Source organism: Rhizobium sp. NLR16a (assembly GCF_017948245.1).
Taxonomy (GTDB): Bacteria; Pseudomonadota; Alphaproteobacteria; order Rhizobiales; family Rhizobiaceae; genus Rhizobium.
The window spans coordinates 2,831,163-2,851,785 of record NZ_CP072865.1; the positions used below are offsets into that span (position 1 = coordinate 2,831,163).

The following is a 20,623-nucleotide window of genomic DNA, read 5'->3' on the forward strand; positions in this document are numbered from 1 at the left end:
AATTCCCCATTACAAGCATTGGCTTATTCAGGCGGAGCGACTGCGCTGCGCCTCATGATCGGCAAACATGTCGGCGACGCATCTGCCGCCGGAGGCGACGCTCTCGTCGTCGAGGAGATCTGCCTTGATTTCGCCGAGCTTGCGGGCGGTATCCCAGAGGCGCAGCGCCTCGCGGACGACCTCACTGCTCGAGGCGTAACCACCCGTGTCGACGGCGGCACGGATGCCCGCTGCCTGTTGCGGAGAGATGGAAACGGTGACCATCGGCATGGACTTCCTCCCTTTTTTCTTCAGGCAGTACCCTGCCTTTGGGGGACGCATGACCATTTTCGGCATTCCAGGCGCTTGCGCCGGTGCCATTGGTGCATTCGCACCGGAAGCATCCGGAGATGCCGGACGGCTCTAATCCCTAAAGTCTAATCCCCCGCCATTCCCTTGTCAAAAAAGAAAAGGCCCATCGCCGTTCAACTGCGCAGGCCAAGGCCGAAGGCGATCATCGTCCATCCCTGGACGATCAGGTCGACGGCCAGGAAGAGGCCAAGGACCCAGAGGCTGTTCACCGGCCAGCCCAGCGCGATGACAAACCCGGCAAGCGCCGTTATGACACCGCTGATAGCGATCCAGCGCCAACCCTTGAGCGGTCGCATGCGCATCCCGACCCAGAGACGGAATAGGCCGGCCACGAGCAGCGCAATGGAAAGAAACAGGGTCAAGGCCGCCGAGGTGAAAATGGGATTGACGAAGGCGCAGATGCCGGCAAGCACGTAAAGCACGCCGCTCAAAGCCCAGAAGAGCACCTGATCCCAGCGGCGCAGCTGAAAAGCGTGGACGAGATAGATGACGCCGCCGGCCAGCATGAGCATGCCGACGTAAAAGACCGAAGCAACGGTCGCCATCAACAGATTGCTGAGAGCGATGAGGCCGCAGATAAGAAGCAGGACCCCGAGGCCGAGGAACCATGCCCATTTCGATCGCAGCGAGGATTCGGGCATATCATTGAAGACGCTGGTCATAGCACACCTCCTGATCATTTGAATATGTTGCCCCAGTTCTTCCGGAAAAGATGTGAGCCAAATCAATTCGCTTAAGATTTTTGTTGATTGATCAGTCAATCAAAAATAAGATGGGCCTCGTTTTCAGGAGGTAGCGGGCGTGCCCAAGGTCGGGATGGAGCCGGTGCGCCGCAAGGCGCTTGTCGATGCGGCGCTGCGGGTGATCGGCGATCACGGCTCGCTCGCCGTGACCATGTCCGATATCGCCCGCCAGGCCGGCGTCTCGCCGGCGCTTGCCCATCATTATTTCGGCAGCAAGGAGCAATTGCTGATCGAGACGATCCGCTCGCTGCTCCGGCAGCTGCGCCGCGATACGGTGGCGGCGCTGAAGGAGGCGCGCACGCCGCGTGAGCGGCTTTCGGCCGTCATCCGCGTCAGCTTCCATGCCGACCAGTTCGCGCCCGATACAATTGCCGCCTGGCTTGCCTTTTACGCCGAAGCGCAGCGTTCGGAGGAGACGCGCCGCTTCCTGGTGATCTATGCCCGCAGGCTGCGCTCCAACCTGCTCGCCGATCTCAAGGCGCTGCTGCCAGCCGACGCCGCAGAACGCATCGCCGAGGGCGCTGCGGCGATGATCGACGGGCTCTATATCAGGCAAAGTCTGAAATCGGCGCCGATCGGCATCGAAGCCTCGATCGCGCTGACGGAGGATTATGTAAACGCCCTTCTGGCCAGCGCCTCCCCTTTTAACGGGGGAAGGAAAAACTACCTCGCACCATCCAAGGACAAATGACATGAAAGCCCAGCCAAAAGCCTCGCACTTCATCGATGGCGAATATGTCGAGGATAGCGATGGCACTGTCATCGAGAGCCTTTATCCTGCCACCGGCGAGGTGATCGCCCGGCTGCATGCGGCAACGCCTGCGATCGTCGAACAGGCTATCGCGGCGGCCAAACGCGCCCAGCCGGAATGGGCGGCAATGAGCCCGATGGCGCGTGGCCGCATCTTGAAGCGCGCCGCCGAGATCATGCGCGAGCGCAACCGCGAGCTTTCCGAACTGGAAACGCTCGATACCGGCAAGCCGATCCAGGAGACGATCGTCGCCGACCCGACGTCGGGCGCAGACGCCTTCGAATTCTTCGGCGGCGTCGCGCCGGCCGGGCTCAACGGCTCTCATATCCCGCTCGGCCAGGATTTTGCCTATACCAAGCGTGTCCCCCTCGGCGTCTGCGTCGGCATCGGCGCCTGGAACTATCCGCAGCAGATCGCCTGCTGGAAAGCGGCCCCGGCGCTGATCTCAGGCAATGCCATGGTATTCAAGCCGTCGGAAAACACGCCGCTCGGCGCCCTGAAGATCGCCGAGATCCTGCACGAGGCGGGGCTGCCGAAGGGGCTCTTCAACGTCATCCAAGGCGACCGCGAGACCGGGCCGCTGCTCGTCAACCATACCGACGTCGCCAAGGTGTCGCTGACCGGATCGGTGCCAACAGGGCGCCGGGTGGCAGCGGCTGCGGCCGGCAGCCTCAAGCATGTGACCATGGAACTCGGCGGCAAGTCGCCGCTCATCGTTTTCGACGACGCCGATCTCGACTCGGCGGTCGGCGGCGCCATGCTCGGCAATTTCTATTCGACCGGCCAGGTCTGCTCGAACGGCACCCGCGTCTTCGTGCAGAAGGGGATCAAGACGGAGTTCCTGAAGCGGCTGAAGGCGCGCACCGAGGCGATGATGATCGGCGACCCGATGGATGAGGCGACGCAGATCGGCCCGATGGTTTCCTGGGCGCAGCGCGAGAAAGTGATCGCCTATATCGAAAAGGGCAAGGCCGAAGGCGCAAGCCTGATTGCCGGCGGCGGCATTCCGAACAATGTCTCGGGCGAAGGTTATTACGTGCAGCCGACGGTCTTTGCCGATGTCACCGACGACATGACGATCGCCCGCGAGGAGATCTTCGGGCCTGTCATGTCGGTGCTCGATTTCGACGATGAGGACGAGGTGATCGGCCGCGCCAATGCCAGCGAATTCGGCCTCTCCGGCGGCGTCTTCACCGCCGACCTCACCCGCGCCCACCGCGTCGTCGACCGGCTGGAGGCCGGCACGCTGTGGATCAACACCTATAATCTCTGCCCGGTCGAGATCCCCTTCGGCGGCTCGAAACAATCGGGCTTCGGCCGCGAGAATTCGCTGGCGGCGCTGGAGCATTATTCCGAGCTGAAGACGGTTTACGTCGGCATGGGGCCGGTGGCGGCGCCTTATTGAAGACATCTGTCCACGCCCTTGCCCCTCACCTAACCCTCTCCCCGCACGCGGGGAGAGGCGACGTGCCCAAAGCAACGTCGAAGATAGGGGAAGCCAGTGCGGCATATCCCCTTCGCCCCGTTTACGGGGAGAAGGTGCCGGCAGGCGGATGAGGGGCCGGCTCTGAGAAAACAAGAAGCAGCCAGATCACGGCAGCTCAAGGAAAACAAGAAGATGCAACAAGCAGATTTCGTCATCATCGGCTCCGGCTCGGCCGGCTCGGCGCTGGCCTATCGCCTCTCCGAAGACGGCAAGAACAGCGTCCTCGTCATCGAGGCGGGCGGCAGCGATTTCGGGCCGTTCATTCAGATGCCGGCAGCGCTTGCCTGGCCGATGAGCATGAAGCGCTATAATTGGGGCTATCTCTCCGAGCCGGAGCCGAACCTCAACAACCGCCGCATCACGGCGCCGCGCGGCAAGGTGATCGGCGGCTCGTCATCGATCAACGGCATGGTCTATGTGCGCGGCCATGCCGAGGACTTCAACCGCTGGGAAGAGCTCGGTGCTAGCGGCTGGGCCTATGCCGACGTTCTCCCCTATTTCAAGCGGATGGAACATTCGCATGGCGGCGAAGAGGGCTGGCGCGGCACCAACGGGCCGCTGCATGTGCAGCGCGGCGGCTTCACCAATCCGCTGTTCCGGGCCTTCGTCGAGGCCGGCAAGCAGGCGGGCTTCGAGACGACCGAGGATTACAACGGCAGCAAGCAGGAAGGCTTCGGACTGATGGAGCAGACCATCTTTGCCGGGCGCCGCTGGTCTGCCGCCAATGCCTATCTGAAACCGGCGCTGAAGCGCGACAATGTCGGGATCGTCTACGGTATGGCGCGCCGGATCGTCATCGAGAACGGGCGCGCGACCGGCGTCGAAATCGAACGCGGCGGCAGGACAGAGGTGGTGAAGGCGAACCGCGAGGTGATCGTCTCGGCCTCCTCTTTCAATTCGCCGAAGCTCCTGATGCTGTCCGGCATCGGCCCGGGCGAGCATCTGAAGGAAATGGGCATCGAGGTGAAGGCCGACCGCCCTGGTGTCGGCGCCAACCTGCAGGACCATATGGAATTCTATTTCCAGCAGGTCAGCACCAAGCCGGTGTCGCTCTATTCCTGGCTGCCCTGGTTCTGGCAGGGGGTGGCGGGCGCGCAATGGCTCTTGTCGAAGGGCGGGCTCGGCGCTTCCAACCAGTTCGAAGCCTGCGCCTTCCTGCGCTCGGCACCCGGGCTGAAGCAGCCGGACATTCAATATCATTTCCTGCCGGTGGCGATCAGCTATGACGGCAAGGCGGCGGCGAAAAGCCACGGTTTCCAGGTGCATGTCGGCTACAACCTGTCGAAATCGCGCGGCAACGTGACGCTGCGCTCGCCCGACCCCAAGGCCGAGCCGGTGCTGCGCTTCAACTATATGAGCCATCCCGAGGATTGGGAGAAATTCCGCCACTGCGTGCGACTGACCCGCGAGATCTTCGGGCAGGCGGCCTTCGACGCCTATCGCGGCCCGGAGATCCAGCCGGGTGAAGGCGTACAAAGCGACGAAGAGATCGACGCCTTCCTGCGCGAACATCTGGAAAGCGCCTATCACCCCTGCGGCACCTGCAAGATGGGCGCCAAGGACGATCCGATGGCGGTGGTCGATCCGCAGACGCGGGTGATCGGCGTCGATGGACTGCGCGTCGCCGACAGCTCGATCTTCCCGCACGTCACCTACGGCAACCTGAACGGCCCCTCGATCATGACCGGCGAGAAGGCCGCCGACCACATCCTCGGCAAGCAGCCGCTGGCGCGCTCGAACCAGGAGCCCTGGGTCAACCCGCGGGCGGCGGTCAGCGATCGGTGATGAGTGGCGAAAGCTGTCAGGCCGCAATCACAGTAGCAATTTTCGGAAGAAAGAGGTGGCCCCTTCCCTGCAAACCGGTTTAGGAAGAGCTCATCTCCAATGTTCCTCGGCTGCCCGTGTTCCATCGCAAGTCCAGACTTCTTCGCAGATCGCGTGTCCTGTGGGGCTCCTTCTCCCTCTGGCGTCCGCGGCTGATCTTCTGGTTCGGCGCCTTTGCGATCGGCATCATCAGCGTCGGCTTCGCCAGGCTGGCCGATCTGGCGCAGCGCGGCTTTGCAGGCGTGATCGCCTCGGGGCAATGGAGCTTTCTGCTGCCGCTTCTCATCACCCCGCTCGGCTTCATGCTGTCGGCCTATCTCGCCGCTACATTCTTCCCGAACGCGCAGGGCAGCGGCATTCCGCAGGCGATTGCCGCGCGGCATTTGCGTGATCCGGAGGACCGCGCGCGGCTGCTGTCGCTGCGGCTCGTCTTCGGCAAGATCCTGCTGACCGTGCTGGGGCTCGCGAGCGGCGCGTCGATCGGCCGCGAGGGACCGACCGTGCAGGTTGGCGCATCGATCATGCTGGCCGTCGCCCGCTTCGGCGGCATGGCGCAGGCGCGCGGCCTGATCCTCGCCGGCTCTGCGGCCGGCATCGCCGCGGCCTTCAACACACCGCTCGCCGGCATCGTCTTCGCCATCGAGGAAATGAGCCGGACCTATGAGTCCCGTGCGAACGGCCTGGTGCTGACGGCCGTCATCCTTTCGGGCCTTGCAGCGCTCGGACTTGCCGGCAGCTACAATTATTTCGGCTCCACCGCGGTCGCGCCCGCCTCGGTGCGCGACTGGGAACTGGTGCTGGTCTGCGGCATCGGCGGCGGCGCACTGGGTGCGGCTTTCAGCGGGCTTGCGCTCCATCTCGGTCAGCACGTTCGCAGGTGGGCGCATCCGCAGCCGCTGCGGCGGATGGTAACGCTGGCAGCAGCCTGCGGCCTTGCCGTCGCGGCGATCGGCATCCTCTCGGGCGGCATGACCTTCGGAACGGGCTACGACCAGGCGAAAGGCGCCGTCGAGGGCAATCCCCTGCCCCTGCTGTTCTTCCTGGAAAAACTTCTTGCCGGCTTTCTGTCGATGATGTCGGGCATTCCGGGCGGCATCTTCGCGCCGTCGCTCTCCGTCGGCGCCGGCTTCGGCAGCACCATCGGCCAGATTATGGGCAGCAGCATCGCGCTTGCGGCCATTCTCGGGATGGCGGGATATTTCTCCGGCGTGGTGCAGGCGCCGATGACCGCCTTTGTCATCATCCTCGAAATGACCGGCGACCATCAGGCCATCATTCCGATTATGGCGGTATCGATGATCGGCTACATCACCTCGCGGATCCTGTCGCGCGAGCCGCTCTATCACGGCCTGTCGCGCGTCTTCATCGCTGCGGCGATCCGGGCCCGGCGCGCCAGGGAAACGGCTGAGAGCTGATCAGGCGAGCAGGCGGGTGACTTCGGCGCCATGCCCCGGGCCGACGGCATCGGCGATGGTCGTCGAGAACAGCACCTTGCGGGTGGCGTCGGCGACCTTGGCGAAGACATGGCGGATTTCGCACGTCTGTTCGCCGTCGCAATCGTCACATTTGCGGTAGGCGGTGATCGACAGGCACGGCAAGGGTGCGATCGGGCCATCGATGATGCGCAGGATTTCGCCGAAGGTGATGGTGTGGGCGGGCTTGAGCAGGAGATAACCGCCCTGCTTGCCGCGGCGGCTGACGACGATGCCGTGATGTTTGAGATCGAGCAGGATCTGTTCGAGGAATTTCTTCGGGATCTTCTGCTGCGCCGCGATGTCGGAAATCATCACCGGTTCGTCGGCATCGGCATCCGCCAGAACCGTCAGCGCCCGCAGCGCATATTTCGCCTTTTGCGTAATCATCTCAGACCGTCGACACACAGGCGGCGCGCATTTTCGCGCCGCTTCACACGTATATTCGCCTCTATGGCACAACCAGCATGAACGGAATTTGAACGCGCCGGCTGAAAGCCTTGAGGGACAAGTATTTTTGGCCTTGTTCTTCACGCTGGCCAAGCCCTTGCAAACTACGCCAAATCAGCGCCTTCCGCACCATTTTCAGCATCACTTCAGATTTCCGATTGACAGGCTGCGTGTAAGCCTACTAATTTTATAGACATTGAGGCTGTCGGCGCGGGTTTTTCCCCGCGGGCGGCTGCTTTTCTGCATTGCGGCAGCTTCGGAGAGATATTTGCTCCTGTGGCCGCAGCTTTCGAAATCCCTTTTTCTGTCCGATCCAGGCTTGAACTGCGATACTCCGGTCAACTAAGGACAGGATTCTCATGACTGTTATCAATCCGAATGCAGAAGCCGAGGCGCTGAACGACAAGCTGGCAGGCCTCGACCTCGCCGGACGTCTGTCGCTGGTGGCAGGCCTTGGCGGCCGCGTGGTGTTCACCACCTCGCTCGGCATCGAAGACCAGGTGATCACCGCCGAAATCGGCACGCACCGCCTGCCGATCGACATCGCGACGCTGGAAACCGGCCGCCTGTTTGCCGAGACGCTGGCGCTGATCGACGAAACGGAGGCCCAGTACGACATCCATATCCAGCGCTTTTCGCCCGAGAAGGCCGATATCGACGCCTATGCCGCGCAATACGGCCTCAATGGTTTCTACGAGAGCGTCGAAGCCAGGCATGCCTGTTGCGGCGTGCGCAAGCTGAAGCCGCTTGCGCGTGCGCTCGAAGGGGCGACGATCTGGATCACCGGCCTGCGGCGCGGCCAGTCGGCCAACCGCGCCGAAACGCCCTTTGCCGAATATGACGCCGAACGGCACCTGCTGAAGGTCAATCCGCTCGCCGACTGGGACATCGAGGCGATCAAGGCCTTCGTTTCCGAAAACGGCGTGCCGGTCAATCCGCTGCATGCCCGCGGCTACCCCTCGATCGGCTGCGAGCCCTGCACAAGGGCGATCAAGCCCGGCGAGCCGGAACGCGCCGGCCGCTGGTGGTGGGAGCAGGACGAGACACGCGAATGCGGCCTGCATGTCGCCGAAGAGGCCTCAGCGATCGTCGCACAATAATCACCTTCCCAGCTTACCGGATCAGGGCGCGGCGGTCGCCGCAGCCTTGGGGGAAGCGAGCTTCCCCGGGGAGAGCCACAATCGACAAAAGCTTGCGGGCAGCCGCAAGGACCGACAGTCTGGAGTAAGACATGCCCGATAGCCGTCCGGATACGGAACTCAGCAATCCGCAGAGCGCCAAGGCGCCGCTCGACCCGCATCTGAAGGCGCTGGAAAACGAATCCATCCACATCTTTCGTGAGGTCGCGGCCGAATTCGAGCGTCCCGTGATGCTCTATTCGATCGGCAAGGATTCCTCGGTGCTGCTGCACCTGGCGCGCAAGGCCTTCTATCCCGGCCGCGTGCCCTTCCCGCTCCTGCATGTGAACACCGGCTGGAAGTTCCGCGAGATGATCGCCTTCCGAGACGAGACGGCGAAGAAGTACGATCTCGATCTCATCGAGCACATCAACCCACGCGGCGCGGCCGAAAACATCACGCCCTTCACCCATGGCTCGGCGGCCTTCACCGACATCATGAAGACCGAAAGCCTGCGCCAGGCGCTCGATGCCGGCCAGTTCGACGCCGCTTTCGGCGGCGCCCGGCGCGACGAGGAGGCAAGCCGCGCCAAGGAACGCATCTATTCCTTCCGCACGCCGGATCACCGCTGGGATCCGCGCAACCAGCGGCCGGAGCTCTGGAACATCTATAACGGCATGATCCGCAAGGGCGAGAGCGTGCGCGCCTTCCCGCTGTCGAACTGGACCGAGGTCGATATCTGGCGCTACATCCAGGCCGAGGACATTCCGCTCGTGCCGCTCTACTACGCCCGCAAACGCAAGTTCGTGGAGCGCGACGGCATGATGATCCTGGCCGAGGATCCGCGCCTGGAACTGCTGCCCGGCGAAGTGCGCCAGGAGGGCATGATCCGCTTCCGCACGCTCGGCGACTTCCCGCTGACCGGCGCCATCCGCTCTGAGGCGACCACGCTGGAAGAGGTGATTGCCGAACTCGAAATCGCAACGGTGTCCGAACGCCAGGGCCGCGCCATCGACCGCGACCAGTCCGGCTCCATGGAAAAGAAGAAGCGTGAAGGATATTTCTGAGATGACCGCAGTCCAAACCGCCGTCTCGGCCGCAACCGTCGCCAGCCTGCCCGCCGCCGAGCCGCAGAAGGCTCAACGCGACTCGCGCCCGCTGCGCCTGATTACCTGCGGCAGTGTCGATGACGGCAAGTCGACCCTGATCGGCCGCCTGCTGTGGGACACCAAGGCCGTCAAGGAAGACCAGGCCGCCACGCTGCAGCGCGATTCCACCGGCAAGCAGAACGACCTCGGCCTGCCCGACTTCGCGCTCTTGCTCGACGGCCTGCAGGCCGAACGCGAGCAGGGCATCACCATCGATGTCGCCTATCGCTATTTCTCGACCGACAAGCGCTCCTTCATCGTCGCTGACACGCCCGGTCACGAGCAATATACCCGCAACATGGCGACCGGCGCCTCGACCGCCGATCTCGCCATCCTGCTCGTCGACGCCCGTCTCGGCATCCTCGAACAGACGCGCCGCCATGCGACGATCGCCTCGCTGCTCGGCATCAGGCAGTTCGTGCTTGCCGTCAACAAGATCGACCTGACGGGCTATGACCGCGCCGGCTTCGAGAAGATCAGCCACGAATTCCGCGAATTCGCCCTGTCGCTCGGCGTCAAGCAGATCACCGCCATTCCGATGTCGGCGCTGAAGGGCGAAAATGTCGTCTATTCCGGCCAGGGCGCCATGCCCTGGTACACTGGCCCGACGCTGGTGGAGACGCTGGAGCTTGCCACCGTGCGCTCGTCGCAGACCGTCGGCTTCCGCCTGTCGGTGCAGCGTGTGTCGCGTCCGGGCGAAAGCTTCCGCGGCTATCAGGGCACGGTTGGCGGCGGCTCGGTCAAACCGGGCGACAGCGTCATGATCCTGCCGTCGGGCATGGTCGCCAACGTCTCCAAGATCGTCACCTTCGATCTCGTGCGCAACGCCGCCGTTGCCGGCGACGCGATCACGCTGGTGCTTGACCGCCAGGTCGACGTCGCGCGCGGCGACATGATCGTCTCGATCGACGCCCAGCCGCAGGTCGGCCTTGCCTTCGATGCGCAGATCGTCGCCCTGCAGCCCGAGGGCATCGAGCCCGGCAAGCGCTACTGGCTGAAGAGCGGTTCGCGCCGCCAGCGCGTCCAGGTGCAGCCCTTGAGCCAGCTCGAACTGAAGACCGGCACCTGGAACCCCGCCCAGCGGCTCTACATGAACGCGATCGGCAAGGTGCGCCTCGCCTTCGACGAGGCGGCGATCTTCGACCCTTACGAACAGAACCGGCAGTCCGGCTCCTTCATCCTGATCGATCCGGAGACCAACAACACGGTCGCCGGCGGCATGGTGACGGGCAAGCGCACCGAACTCGGCGGCCTGCACAATGGCGATGCCCGCGTCATCCTCTCGCTGCCGGCCGATCTTGCCGAGCAGATCATGGCCAGCGAACTCTTCGCCAGCCGCAGCCACGAGGCAGAGGTGCGCCGGATGACGGCGGCCGAGGCGGCCGAGCTGTGGTCGAGCGCCGCCAGCGATATCTGATCGGGATCAAGGGGCCGACCAGACCGGCCTCTTATCCAAGCCCGGATCCGTCCATTGCGGGGTGGCGGATTCCCGACGCAGACGACGCCGAGAGCGGGCGGTCCTGTGAACCGTCACTTGACCACCCTGCGGACGGTTTCGATGAGAAGACCGAAATCAGTTGGCTTTTCCAGGATGACCGCGTCCGCGAGGACCGGATCGGATGCAAGTTCATGGGCAGGACTTGCTATCGCGAGGACGAACGGAATATTCAACTGCCGTAGCTTCGCGGCTACCGGGGTCGCTCTTGCCCCGCCGAGATGAACGTCAAGCACGGCGACGTCCGGTCGCTCCTGCTCCAAAAGATCGAGAGCGTGCTCGTTCGATGATACCGGGCCAAGCACCCGCAGCCCGGCAGCGGTCAGTTTGCGTCGGAGTTCATCGGCGATGAAGAACTCGTCCTCGACGACGAGGACCTTGGTCGCGCCTGCCCTCGTGTCGACAATTTCGCTCACATGACCTCACATCGGGATTTTGATTGTCGCAGTAAAACCACTGGGAGGATAGTTGAGTTCCACGCTTCCACCCATATGGGCGGCGAGGCCTTCGATCAGTTCGGTCCCATAGCCCTTGCGTACAGGCTCATGAATAGGCGGCCCGGCTTCCTCGCGCCACCGGCATACGAGCAGCGTCCGATCCCGCGGCCCGACTTCCAATTCCCACGTCACCCGTATCTTTCCGCCGGGCACCGAGACAGCTCCGTGTTTCAACGCGTTGGTGCCGAGTTCGTGCAAGATCATGCTGACCGCAAGAATATTTGAACCTCGAATTTCCACGGAAGGTCCAGAGCATTCGAGCCGTTCCGAGACCATCGTGCCGACCGCGCCTCTCAACAATGCTTCGAAATCTACCGCCCCGCCAGCGGCAATTTCCTGAGCTTGAAAGGTGGTATTCAGCCTCCCAAGCAGCGCTTCCTTGAAGCTTGCCACAGCCGGATCTTCGGTCCTGGTGTTGTTCACGATCGACTGAACGATGGCCGAGAGGTTCTTCAGCCGGTGCCGCATCTCGGCGACGATGAAGTCCATCTCGGCATCGTGGCGCTGGCGCTCCGTCACGTCATCGAAGATCACCAGAATGTTGGGACTGTTATCATCGGGGTGAACGAGGCGACGGGCGTCGACAAGAAAGGTACGTTGGCCGATTGTCGGGAAATCATGCTTCACTTCATAGCCGATGACGGCGGCCGCCCGTGGGATGACCGAGGATATGAGCCGCCGAAGTTCCGGAATATCCCACTGCCCGTTGCCAAGCCCGAAGAAGTTCTGGGAGAGGATGTCGTCCCGCGCGACTTCGAAAGCCTTGATGAACGCATTGTTTGCGGTCGTCACACAGAAATTCTGATCCAGCACGACAACGGGTTGGGTCATCGTGTCGACAATGCCCTGGGCCTGAACATGCCCGGTCTTCATCAGGCGATACAAATCTTCCAGCAACATAGGTGCCGGCCCCTCCTTGCAGCACGCTAACGATTCGACACTATGGAAGCCCCACAGCCGGGATCTTCCGGTCAACAGGTAAAGCCCCTGCATCTAAAGTAATCTTTTCTGCATGGCTGGCAATGTCCGACAGGCGGCGGCTCGGTCAAGCCCGGCGACAGCGTCATGATCCGGCGGTCGGGCATGGTCGCCAACGTCTCCAAGATCGTCACCTTCGATCTGGTGCGCAACGCCGCGGTTGCCAGCGACGCGATCACACTGGTGCTCGACAGCCAGGTCGACATGGGCGCGCGGCGACATGATCGTCTCGATCGACGGCTGAAGAGCGGTTCGCACCGCGCGTTCAGCTGCATCCGTTGAGCCAGCTCGAACCGAAGACCGGCACCTGGAACCCCGCCCGGCGGCTCTGCATGAATGCGATCGGCAAGGTGCGCCTTGCCTTCTGCGAAGCGGCGATCTTCGATCCTTACGAGCAGAAAACACGGTCGCCGGCGGCATGGTGACGGGTGCCCTTGGAAGCGATGTGATTGCTCTTCAGGCGGTGGCTCACGAGGATGTGATGAAAAATCCGCGAATATCGGCGGTGGCCAGGGTGTTGTCGTCCAGGGCAGAAAACGAAGGAGTTCTTGCGATGAATATCCATCCCTTGATTACCGCGGCGTTCTTGCTGATTTCCACCTGCGGCGTTGCCCAGGCGGACGACCACCTTTTCCAGGCGGAACAGCATGGATTGAAGTCCGGCAGCACGGCAGCTTCCACGACGCACGCATTTACGACCAACAGAGCCAGTCACAGTGGTACATTGGCGCCCGGCCAGGGAAGTCCGTTCACCGGACACGACACCCAGACGCCGGCCACTGACACGGAGGCCGCCAACGAGCACGCCAACGTGAAGCCCCGCTGAGGAGACAAACGGTCACTCAGCGCGAATTGCGATTGGACTCAGTCCGTTCGGTAGATCGATTTTGAAGGCGCAGCGACTGTCCTGCGCCCTCATTGTGCATGACGGTCCGCTCCCACTCCCACCGAGACCAGGTTTGCCATCGGCTTCGTTTTATGGCAGCTTTCTCCCAGTCGGATTCTGGCCGCGTGCTTGGGAACCAATGACAGGCGAGACTGTTTCAGCTGTGACTTTGGCATGACGCTGACACGCCCTCCTGGCTGGGTAAGCCTCGATTTTGAGGAGACTTGCATCATGAAGTTTTCATCCAGAATTCGTTCAGTCGCGGTTGCGGTTATCGCTGCAGCAGGAATCATCTTTGCCGGCTCCGCGCATGCCGACAGCGGTACGATCAGTTTCTCAGTCTACAAGGCTGCCTTCTTTGTGGGTGGTTCCGGAGGCGAAGGCACACTGACCTTCCATGGTCGCCGCTATCCCATCTCTGTCGGCGGCATCTCGGGCGGCCTCGCCTTCGGGGCTTCTAAGACCAATTTTCATGGTACCGTTCGCCATATCCGCCGCGCTCAAGATGTGACGGGGGTCTACGGTGCGGCGGGTGGCGGCGGCGCGGTCGGCAAAGGGGCCCAGGTGATCGTCATGACCAATGACAAGGGCGCCCAACTCGAACTCTCGGGCAAGCAGGTTGGCCTGCAAGTCAACGCCGATCTCAGCGGTATCGCCATCACGGTAAAGTAAGGGCCACCGCTCCGTTCGTCTTCGCTGGAAGCGGCCTTCCATTGTCGGCCAGGCACAAGACTGCGTCGGCCTGACGCGGCCAGAACAATTCCAGGCAAAGCGAGAAGCGCTTTTGCCGGAAATTGCGTGAATCCATAAGGTTAGAGCGGTTCTGCGCTCCCGTGAAAAGCTGAACCGCTCCAGAGAAGCACCTGCTCCACGGAATCGACGCCCACCGCCCGGGTGGCGCTCAGCGGGGTCTGGAAGTGTTGGCCCTTTTGCGGTGGAACACGCACCATCACCCCGCTATAAAGAACATGCTGCATTAGCCTTCTAGCGGTAACCGATGCCCAATTCTCCCGATTCCTCAGGTGAAAGCGTTAGCAGCACGAGCTCGGGTCGCAATCAGACAGCAGATCCGGCGGCGCAAGCGGCTGCCTCGGATTCACCGGTGAGCACTGAAGTCGACGCTCAGCAACCGCCCCGTGGATCCTTCGGCCAAACCAGACGGGCCGCGAGCAATCTATTCCGTGCGCTGCGTCACGATTTGCAGGCAAGTTCTGCGTTGGCGAAGAGCAGGACGGCCGCTTCGGTTTTGAGGCGGAAGCTGAGGAGGTCGATGGGCCTGGTAGCCGCATCAGCGCCAATCATGTGGATGACCGCTGCTCTAGCCAAAGCCCGGCGCCGAATTCGCAATCGACGTGCCAATCCGGTTGAAAACAGCCATCGCCGGCCGCTTCTGGCGGGCTGGTGGAAATTCGCTATGGGGTCGGCGTTGCTTGTCTGCCTCCTCGTAACCAGTGTGCTGGTGTGGGCACTGAAAGACGTGCCCTGGAGCGAAATCCGGGATGGAACCTTGAAGCCGGTCGTGGTGCTGGAAACCGCCGACGGCGCGCCATTGGTGAGACAGGGGCCTTATCAAGGACCATATGCCCGATACGACCAGTTTCCACCCCGTCTGATCGATGCCGTCCTGTCGATCGAGGACCGCCGGTTCATGGATCATTTCGGCGTCGATCCCAGGGGCATCGGCAGGGCGTTTCTGCGCAACCTGGAGGCTGGCTCGGTGGTGGAGGGTGGCAGCACGATCACCCAGCAACTCATCAAGCTCCAATATCTCGACAGCGATCGAACGATAAAACGAAAGATACAGGAAGTCGTCATCGCATTCTGGCTGGAGTGGAAGCTCGGCAAGCGGGAAATCCTGACGCGCTATCTCAACAGCGTCTATCTTGGCGCCGGCGCCACCGGCATGCCAGCCGCCGCGCGGATCTATTTCAACAAGGATATCAGCGACCTTGACCTGCCGGAGTCGGCGATGCTGGCGGGGTTGCTGCGGGCGCCCAGCCAATGGAACCCGATCGACAATTTCGAAGGCGCCCGGCAGCGCACCATGGTCGTTCTCGACGCGATGACGGCCAATGGCAAGATCACCGCGCAGGAGGCGGCGGAGGCCAAGGGGAGCTTTGCCAGGCTGCACCCAACGACGCCGACGCCGCGCTCGGGAAGCTGGTTTGCCGACTGGATTTCGCCGCAGGCGAGCGAAATCGCCGGCTCCTCGCCAGGGTCGACGACAGTGCGCACCACGCTGGTGCCGCAGTTGCAACAGATCGCCGAAAGGATCGTGAAGAGGTCCTTGGACGGCGAAGGAAAAACCGTGGGAGCATCGCAGGCCGCGTTGGTTGCGATGACGCCGGACGGCGCGGTCGTCGCCATGGTTGGCGGGCGTGACTACAAGGCGAGCCAGTTCAATCGCGCCGTCACTGCGATGCGCCAGCCGGGCTCCACCTTCAAGCTATTCGTCTACTACGCAGCATTGAAGGCTGGGCTCACCTTGTCTGACCAGATTCTGGACGCGCCAATCGAAATCGACGGCTGGTCGCCGGAAAATTCCGGCGGCAATTATAGTGGGTGGGTGACGCTCGCCGAGGCGTTCGCGCGATCGCTCAATGCCGCGTCGGTGGCGCTTGCCCAAGAGGTCGGTCTGGACAATGTGATTGCCGCGGCGCGCGAACTCGGCATTGATGCGCCACTGGCCGACACGCCGTCCTTGGCGCTCGGTACCTCCGAAGTCAATCTGCTCAATCTCACCAGCGCCTATGCGTCCGTCCAACTCGGCAAGGCCCCCGTCAAGCCCTGGGGTATCACCGACTTCCAAGCCGCAGGGCAGCCCAAGGCCTTTCGCGTTGGCGCACAATCCAAGCCGGGCGTCGATCTTTCGCCTTACCAGTCCGATCTCCTCGGACTGCTGCAGTTGGTGGTCGAGCGCGGCACCGGACGTGGAGCAGACCCCGGCACGTTTGCGGCCGGCAAGACCGGCACCAGCCAGAACAATCGTGATGCCTGGTTCGTCGGCTTCACGGACGCCCTCGTCGTCGGCGTCTGGGTTGGCAATGATGATGATGCGCCGATGAAGGGGGTGACGGGCGGCGCCCTGCCGGCCCATATCTGGCGGGACTTCATCCGCGAGGCGACGACCGAACCGAGCCTGAACGGCGTGCGATCGACCGAAGCAGTCGTCGATGGTCAGGGCGCACCGCAGTCTTGTAACATCACGGCCTGCTCGCGCAGCTACCGCTCCTTTCGCCCGTCCGATTGTACCTATCAGCCCTATTCCGGCGGCCGACGGCTCTGCGAAAAGTGATGTGTTTCGGCAGAGATTCAACCGCGGGGACTACCTGCCCAGAGCGTTTTTCAGCGCATCGACGACGACGCGGACGGAGGGAACGTCCTTGATATCAGCATGGACCACCAGCCAGACCTCTCTCGTCAACGGCCGTTCGGTCACGATGCGCTGAAGACCGCTCGACTCCGCGACGGCGAAATCGGGGAGCATGACGACACCTGCACCAAGGCTTGCAGCTGCGGCCTGAAACTCCAGAACGGACGACCTCACAGCGATCGGCCGGCCGGCGGCCAGTTCGAGCAGCCGCAACTGCTGCGGTGAGGCATTCATGGTTTCGTCGTAACCGATGAAAGTCCAGTCCGACGGTGGAACCGTTTCGAGATAGGCCTTCGATGCGTAGAGATGGAAGCTCGTCTCGCCGAGCTTGGCGATCGCGTAATCTCCGTCCTCCGGACGGGACATTCGCACGGCGACATCCGCCTCCCGCCGGTTGAGCGAGGCGAGCCGCTTTTCTCCGACGAGCGTGATCTCAACGCCGGGATGGTCTCGCCTGACGGCTGCGATCGGTTTTGCAAGCCGCATGCTTGAGAGCGCTGGAGGTGCGCTGATCCTGACATGGCCGCGCAATTCCGTGGCGCTGCTGCGACCAAGCTGCTCGATGGCCGCTGTCTGGACGGCGACGAGAGCCGCGTGCCTGGCGACCTGCTCTCCGTCCGAAGTCAGGATGATGCGGCGTCCGCGGCGGTCCACGAGTTTGCGTGCGAGACTGGCTTCAAGCGACGAAACGCGCCGACTGATAGTGGCATGTTCGACGCCGAGTTGTCTTGCGGCGCCAAGCAAGGTCCCCGACTGCGCGAGCGCCAGGAAATGCCGAAGGTCATCCCAATCGAGTTTTGTGAAATCTCTCCCAATCATTGTGCAGCAATAGGGAATTTTCACCCATTTCGCCATCGCTTAATTTGTCCGAAACAAGGAGAGCACGAGCGATGACTGACCAGATCATTTGGCTGAACACCCCCGGTGAGATCACCCAGTTCCATGTCGAGCAGCACCAGTGTGACGGTCCCGGCGATGGCGAGATCAGAATCCGTCATGAGGCGATCGGAACAAACTTTCTCGACATTTATCACCGGAAAGGCATCTATCCGCTGCCGTCCTACCCCGCGGTGATCGGCGCCGAAGCGGCTGGAATCGTCGAGACCGTCGGTCCGGGCGTCTCAATGTTCGAGAGAGGTGATCGCGTCGCCTATGCCGGGCCTCCGGTCGGCGCCTATCGTTCCGCGCGCAACATTGCCGCTGAAAGGGCGATCAAGCTGCCGAATACCGTTTCGACAAAAACGGCGGCGAGTTCGCTCCTCAAAGGCATGACCGCCTACATGTTGTTGCAGAAGATCTATAATGTGCGTGCCGGAAACCACGTTCTGATCCATGCGGCCGCGGGCGGGCTCGGCAGCATCCTCGTTCGCTGGGCCAAATCGCTCGAAGCCACCGTGATCGGCACGGTCGGCTCCTCCGAAAAAGCAGCCCTCGCCGTATCCTGTGGAGCCGATCATCTGATCGTCGGACGCGGCGCCGATATCGTCGCTGAAGTGAAGCGGCTGACGAACGGGCTCGGCGTCGACGTCGCCTATGACGGGATCGGCGGCGAGACGCTTCTCAAGAGCATACGTTCCGTCCGCCCATTCGGCATGGCTGTCACCATCGGTCAGGCCGCCGGCGCCATTCCACCGGTGCCTGTCGAGGAACTTCGCCCGGGCAAGGCCCTCTGCCATCCGAGCATCATGGCCTGGTGCGCTGACGTCGGACAGTATCGCGAGGCTGCTCTGGCTGCCATCGGGGCGATGGAAACAGGCATCATTTCGCAGATCGGTGCCGAATACCGTTTGGCCGACGTTGCGACGGCGCACGAAGAGATGGAATCCGGGCGCGCGGCGGGCAGTATCCTGCTGATCCCTTGATTCATTCGGGAAAGAACGCCGGCATGCGCCCGCGATCTATCCGAAAAATGGCATTATCTTATTCATTCCGCCCGTCTACAGCGACAAAACATGCTTCGGTAGAGTGCCGCCATCGAGGTGGGCAATCGGCAACGGGGCACGCGCCCCCCTGCCTCGCAAAGACGCCGGCCTGTCCGGCCGCGTCGAGTGACGGGAAAGGATGAAGACATGTCTACAGACAACAAGCCACTGATCGCAGTCACGGGTGCAACGAGCAAACAGGGACGCAGCGTCGTTGCCACGCTTCTTGAAAGCCGACGTTTCCGTGTCCGTGCGCTCACCCGAAGAAAGGATTCGCCCGAAGCCTTGCGTCTTGAGAAACTCGGCGCTGAAATCGCCGCCGTGCCCCTCGAACTCGGTCTTCAGAAGGAGTTCGTCGCGGCATTCAGGGGCGCGGATGGGGCGTTTCTGATGACGCCGCCGATCGCCCCGCCGGAGACGACCGAAGCTCCCCTCGGCCGGCAACTGGCGGATGCGGCCGTGGAGGCCGGCGTCGGGCACATTGTTTTCAGCACGCTGGAGAATGTCGACAAGATCACCGGTGGAACGAAATATGCGCCGCATTTTACCGACAAGGCGCGCGTTGCAGATTACATACGCGGCCTGCCGATCTCTCATTCCTTCGTCATGCTGGCATTCTTCTACACAAACCTCATCGAGTATTATGCGCCGCGCATGGAAGGCGACACCCTGCTCTTGCCGATTTATCTTCCGGAAGATTTCAGCGCGCCCTTCGTCGATCCGCTGACGGCGACCGGGCCCGTTGTCCTCGAGATCTTCTCGCACCCCGAGCGCTACAACGGCAAAACGCTGCCGATCGTCGGCGATGTCATCTCCCCGCGGGAGATGGTCGAAACCTTCCAGCGCGTCACCGGCCTCAAGGCCGAGTATCGAGATGCTTTCACCAGGGATGGCCTGCTCCGCTATTTTCCGGAACTCGCCGCCAACGAATTTCTCGTTCGAGAGATTCTCGGGATGGTCGAATATGCGGTCGAATATGGCTATTTCGGCAAGGAACACGATCTCGAATGGAGCCGCCGGCTCAATCCCGAGACGCTCAACTGGGAGCAGTTTCTGCGCAAGACGGGATGGCGCGGCGACAAGCGGTCTTTCGGAGGTTGAAGCCTGTTTCGCAAAAGCGGGGCGGCGGTTCCGTGGCAACGGCATGTTTGAAGCAAAGACTTACGACGGCCGGATTCCCGGCAGCTTGGCAATCTCCGCGGCAAGAAAGTCGACGAGGAGCCGAACGCGGGCAATGGCTGCACGCTCCGGAACAATCAGCAAGCTCACCGGAACCGGCAAAGGCCTGTAGTCTCCAAGCACCACCTCGAGCCGGCCGTCGTCCAGAAGATCTTGAATCAGCCAGAGATGTGTCGGACCGATGCCGCGTCCGGCAGCAAGAGCCTCGCGCGCCGCAAGCCCATGATCGACACGCAACCGACCGCCGACCGGGATGATCAGGCTGGCGCCATCGGGAGAGGAAAGAAGGAGTTGATTGCTGCCTGCCACGTTCGACATCACGATGGTTTCGTAGCGTGACAGATCGGCCGGGCGCTCCGGCCGTCCCCGGGCGGACAAATAGGCCGGAGCGCCGACCAGCAGCCGCTGGCTCTCCCCGACCGCATGGAGTTTCATTGAGCTGTCGGCGAGAGGTCCAAGGCGAAGCGCCACGTCAACGCCTTCACGAACCAGGTCGATGCGCTCGTCCGTCAAGTTGAGGTCGATGCGGATGTCCGGATGCCTGTCCTGGAAATCGAAGATCATTCGCGTGACATGCATCACACCGAGCGCTGCCGTACAGGAAAGCCGAACAGCGCCCGCCGGAGCCTGACGGGCATCTCTGGCTTCCTCGGCAGCCTGTTCGACCAGGCGCAAGATCTGCAGGCAGTTGGTATAATAGCGACTGCCCTCCTCCGTCAGGGTGACGCGACGGGTGGTGCGGCTGAGAAGCGGCACGCCGACAGCCTCCTCGAGTTCATTGAGGTGCCGCGTCACGGTGGATTGGCCGACGCCGAGCTCCCTTGCGACCATTGACAGGTTACCGCGCTCGGCGACCCGAACAAAGGTGCGCATCCTGTCGAAGGACAATTCCGTCTTATCCATTTTTCAGCACAGTGATCGCCATCCGCTCCATATACGGAATAATCCTT

At 62.4% G+C, this 20,623-nt stretch carries 20 protein-coding genes and 1 pseudogene; 13 read left to right on the forward strand and 8 right to left on the reverse strand.

The window, feature by feature from the left end; all coding sequences use genetic code 11:
- Positions 1-27: 27 nt before the first annotated feature.
- Positions 28-270, reverse strand: coding sequence for a type II toxin-antitoxin system ParD family antitoxin (locus tag J7U39_RS13870; RefSeq protein ID WP_210628705.1), 243 nt, complete (start codon positions 268-270; stop codon positions 28-30).
- 194 nt (positions 271-464) lie between these two features.
- Positions 465-1,013, reverse strand: coding sequence for an HdeD family acid-resistance protein (locus J7U39_RS13875; protein ID WP_210628706.1), 549 nt, complete (start codon positions 1,011-1,013; stop codon positions 465-467).
- Between the two features lie 139 nt (positions 1,014-1,152).
- Between J7U39_RS13875 and betI the strand changes: the two genes are divergently transcribed.
- The 4 genes from betI (at position 1,153) to J7U39_RS13895 (ending at position 6,570) form a co-directional block, all read left to right on the forward strand.
- Entirely contained in the window at positions 1,153-1,785 is a 633-nt protein-coding gene (betI, locus tag J7U39_RS13880) for a transcriptional regulator BetI (protein ID WP_210628707.1), read from the forward strand.
- A gap of 1 nt (position 1,786) precedes the next feature.
- A complete protein-coding gene (gene betB, locus J7U39_RS13885) occupies positions 1,787-3,250 on the forward strand; it encodes a betaine-aldehyde dehydrogenase (RefSeq protein WP_210628708.1) in 1,464 nt (487 codons plus the stop codon).
- Between the two features lie 213 nt (positions 3,251-3,463).
- The gene (gene betA, locus J7U39_RS13890; RefSeq protein WP_210628709.1) at positions 3,464-5,116 is read left to right on the forward strand and encodes a choline dehydrogenase; all 1,653 of its coding nucleotides are present in this window, start codon (positions 3,464-3,466) and stop codon (positions 5,114-5,116) included.
- A gap of 110 nt (positions 5,117-5,226) precedes the next feature.
- Entirely contained in the window at positions 5,227-6,570 is a 1,344-nt protein-coding gene (locus J7U39_RS13895) for a chloride channel protein (protein WP_210631671.1), read from the forward strand.
- Here the strand turns inward: J7U39_RS13895 and J7U39_RS13900 are convergent, their stop codons facing one another.
- Both J7U39_RS13900 and J7U39_RS13905 read right to left on the reverse strand, forming a co-directional pair.
- The gene (locus tag J7U39_RS13900; RefSeq protein WP_210628710.1) at positions 6,571-7,017 is read right to left on the reverse strand and encodes an Rrf2 family transcriptional regulator; all 447 of its coding nucleotides are present in this window, start codon (positions 7,015-7,017) and stop codon (positions 6,571-6,573) included.
- A 61-nt stretch (positions 7,018-7,078) separates the two neighbouring features.
- Positions 7,079-7,219, reverse strand: a complete 141-nt coding sequence (locus J7U39_RS13905; RefSeq protein WP_210628711.1) for a hypothetical protein — start codon at positions 7,217-7,219, stop codon at positions 7,079-7,081.
- 217 nt (positions 7,220-7,436) lie between these two features.
- On the opposite strand from J7U39_RS13905, the gene J7U39_RS13910 reads away from it, so the two are divergent.
- The 3 genes from J7U39_RS13910 to cysN all read left to right on the forward strand — a co-directional run bounded on the left by J7U39_RS13910 (position 7,437) and on the right by cysN (position 10,760).
- On the forward strand, positions 7,437-8,177 hold the full coding sequence (locus J7U39_RS13910; RefSeq protein ID WP_210628712.1) for a phosphoadenylyl-sulfate reductase: 741 nt from the start codon (positions 7,437-7,439) through the stop codon (positions 8,175-8,177).
- 131 nt (positions 8,178-8,308) lie between these two features.
- Positions 8,309-9,262, forward strand: coding sequence for a sulfate adenylyltransferase subunit CysD (gene cysD / locus J7U39_RS13915; RefSeq protein WP_210628713.1), 954 nt, complete (start codon positions 8,309-8,311; stop codon positions 9,260-9,262).
- A 1-nt stretch (position 9,263) separates the two neighbouring features.
- Complete coding sequence (gene cysN, locus J7U39_RS13920; protein ID WP_210628714.1) at positions 9,264-10,760, forward strand: sulfate adenylyltransferase subunit CysN; 1,497 nt, start codon at positions 9,264-9,266, stop codon at positions 10,758-10,760.
- A gap of 113 nt (positions 10,761-10,873) precedes the next feature.
- On the opposite strand, the gene J7U39_RS13925 is transcribed toward cysN, so the two are convergent.
- Positions 10,874-11,254, reverse strand: coding sequence for a response regulator (locus tag J7U39_RS13925; RefSeq protein ID WP_210628715.1), 381 nt, complete (start codon positions 11,252-11,254; stop codon positions 10,874-10,876).
- Between the two features lie 6 nt (positions 11,255-11,260).
- Positions 11,261-12,235 carry an HWE histidine kinase domain-containing protein gene (locus J7U39_RS13930; protein WP_210628716.1) on the reverse strand — a complete coding sequence of 325 codons (975 nt, stop codon included), beginning with the start codon at positions 12,233-12,235 and terminating at the stop codon, positions 11,261-11,263.
- Between the two features lie 135 nt (positions 12,236-12,370).
- On the opposite strand from J7U39_RS13930, the pseudogene J7U39_RS13935 reads away from it, so the two are divergent.
- The 4 genes and pseudogenes from J7U39_RS13935 to J7U39_RS13950 form a co-directional block, all read left to right on the forward strand.
- Positions 12,371-12,743 (forward strand): annotated as a pseudogene (locus J7U39_RS13935) (sulfate adenylyltransferase subunit CysN); the annotation flags it as partial.
- Positions 12,744-12,758: 15 nt separating this feature from the next.
- Positions 12,759-13,139: a hypothetical protein gene (locus J7U39_RS13940; protein WP_247241760.1), complete on the forward strand. Its 381-nt coding sequence runs from the start codon at positions 12,759-12,761 to the stop codon at positions 13,137-13,139.
- Positions 13,140-13,430: 291 nt separating this feature from the next.
- Entirely contained in the window at positions 13,431-13,871 is a 441-nt protein-coding gene (locus tag J7U39_RS13945) for a hypothetical protein (RefSeq protein ID WP_210631673.1), read from the forward strand.
- Between the two features lie 325 nt (positions 13,872-14,196).
- On the forward strand, positions 14,197-16,494 hold the full coding sequence (locus J7U39_RS13950; protein ID WP_210628717.1) for a PBP1A family penicillin-binding protein: 2,298 nt from the start codon (positions 14,197-14,199) through the stop codon (positions 16,492-16,494).
- A gap of 30 nt (positions 16,495-16,524) precedes the next feature.
- Here the strand turns inward: J7U39_RS13950 and J7U39_RS13955 are convergent, their stop codons facing one another.
- Positions 16,525-17,391: a LysR family transcriptional regulator gene (locus J7U39_RS13955; RefSeq protein WP_210628718.1), complete on the reverse strand. Its 867-nt coding sequence runs from the start codon at positions 17,389-17,391 to the stop codon at positions 16,525-16,527.
- A gap of 71 nt (positions 17,392-17,462) precedes the next feature.
- On the opposite strand from J7U39_RS13955, the gene J7U39_RS13960 reads away from it, so the two are divergent.
- Positions 17,463-18,434 carry a quinone oxidoreductase gene (locus J7U39_RS13960; RefSeq protein WP_210628719.1) on the forward strand — a complete coding sequence of 324 codons (972 nt, stop codon included), beginning with the start codon at positions 17,463-17,465 and terminating at the stop codon, positions 18,432-18,434.
- A 207-nt stretch (positions 18,435-18,641) separates the two neighbouring features.
- Positions 18,642-19,595 carry an NmrA/HSCARG family protein gene (locus J7U39_RS13965; protein ID WP_210628720.1) on the forward strand — a complete coding sequence of 318 codons (954 nt, stop codon included), beginning with the start codon at positions 18,642-18,644 and terminating at the stop codon, positions 19,593-19,595.
- Positions 19,596-19,655: 60 nt separating this feature from the next.
- Here J7U39_RS13965 and J7U39_RS13970 read toward each other — a convergent pair whose 3' ends face one another.
- Positions 19,656-20,576 (reverse strand): LysR family transcriptional regulator, encoded by a 921-nt coding sequence (locus J7U39_RS13970; protein ID WP_210628721.1) that lies wholly within the window; start codon positions 20,574-20,576, stop codon positions 19,656-19,658.
- Positions 20,577-20,623: the final 47 nt, after the last annotated feature.

Excerpts from the sequence above, each read along its gene's own strand:
- J7U39_RS13965 (WP_210628720.1), top strand. The coding sequence starts at position 18,642 with ATGTCTACAGACAACAAGCCACTGATCGCAGTCACGGGTGCAACGAGC.
- J7U39_RS13960 (WP_210628719.1), top strand. The coding sequence starts at position 17,463 with ATGACTGACCAGATCATTTGGCTGAACACCCCCGGTGAGATCACCCAG.
- betA (WP_210628709.1), top strand. The coding sequence starts at position 3,464 with ATGCAACAAGCAGATTTCGTCATCATCGGCTCCGGCTCGGCCGGCTCG.
- J7U39_RS13875 (WP_210628706.1), bottom strand. The coding sequence starts at position 1,013 with ATGACCAGCGTCTTCAATGATATGCCCGAATCCTCGCTGCGATCGAAA.
- J7U39_RS13930 (WP_210628716.1), bottom strand. The coding sequence starts at position 12,235 with ATGTTGCTGGAAGATTTGTATCGCCTGATGAAGACCGGGCATGTTCAG.
- J7U39_RS13945 (WP_210631673.1), top strand. The coding sequence starts at position 13,431 with ATGAAGTTTTCATCCAGAATTCGTTCAGTCGCGGTTGCGGTTATCGCT.
- J7U39_RS13910 (WP_210628712.1), top strand. The coding sequence starts at position 7,437 with ATGACTGTTATCAATCCGAATGCAGAAGCCGAGGCGCTGAACGACAAG.
- betB (WP_210628708.1), top strand. The coding sequence starts at position 1,787 with ATGAAAGCCCAGCCAAAAGCCTCGCACTTCATCGATGGCGAATATGTC.
- cysD (WP_210628713.1), top strand. The coding sequence starts at position 8,309 with ATGCCCGATAGCCGTCCGGATACGGAACTCAGCAATCCGCAGAGCGCC.
- J7U39_RS13870 (WP_210628705.1), bottom strand. The coding sequence starts at position 270 with ATGCCGATGGTCACCGTTTCCATCTCTCCGCAACAGGCAGCGGGCATC.
- J7U39_RS13900 (WP_210628710.1), bottom strand. The coding sequence starts at position 7,017 with ATGATTACGCAAAAGGCGAAATATGCGCTGCGGGCGCTGACGGTTCTG.
- J7U39_RS13970 (WP_210628721.1), bottom strand. The coding sequence starts at position 20,576 with ATGGATAAGACGGAATTGTCCTTCGACAGGATGCGCACCTTTGTTCGG.
- J7U39_RS13950 (WP_210628717.1), top strand. The coding sequence starts at position 14,197 with ATGCCCAATTCTCCCGATTCCTCAGGTGAAAGCGTTAGCAGCACGAGC.
- J7U39_RS13905 (WP_210628711.1), bottom strand. The coding sequence starts at position 7,219 with ATGCTGAAAATGGTGCGGAAGGCGCTGATTTGGCGTAGTTTGCAAGGG.
- J7U39_RS13955 (WP_210628718.1), bottom strand. The coding sequence starts at position 17,391 with ATGATTGGGAGAGATTTCACAAAACTCGATTGGGATGACCTTCGGCAT.
- cysN (WP_210628714.1), top strand. The coding sequence starts at position 9,264 with ATGACCGCAGTCCAAACCGCCGTCTCGGCCGCAACCGTCGCCAGCCTG.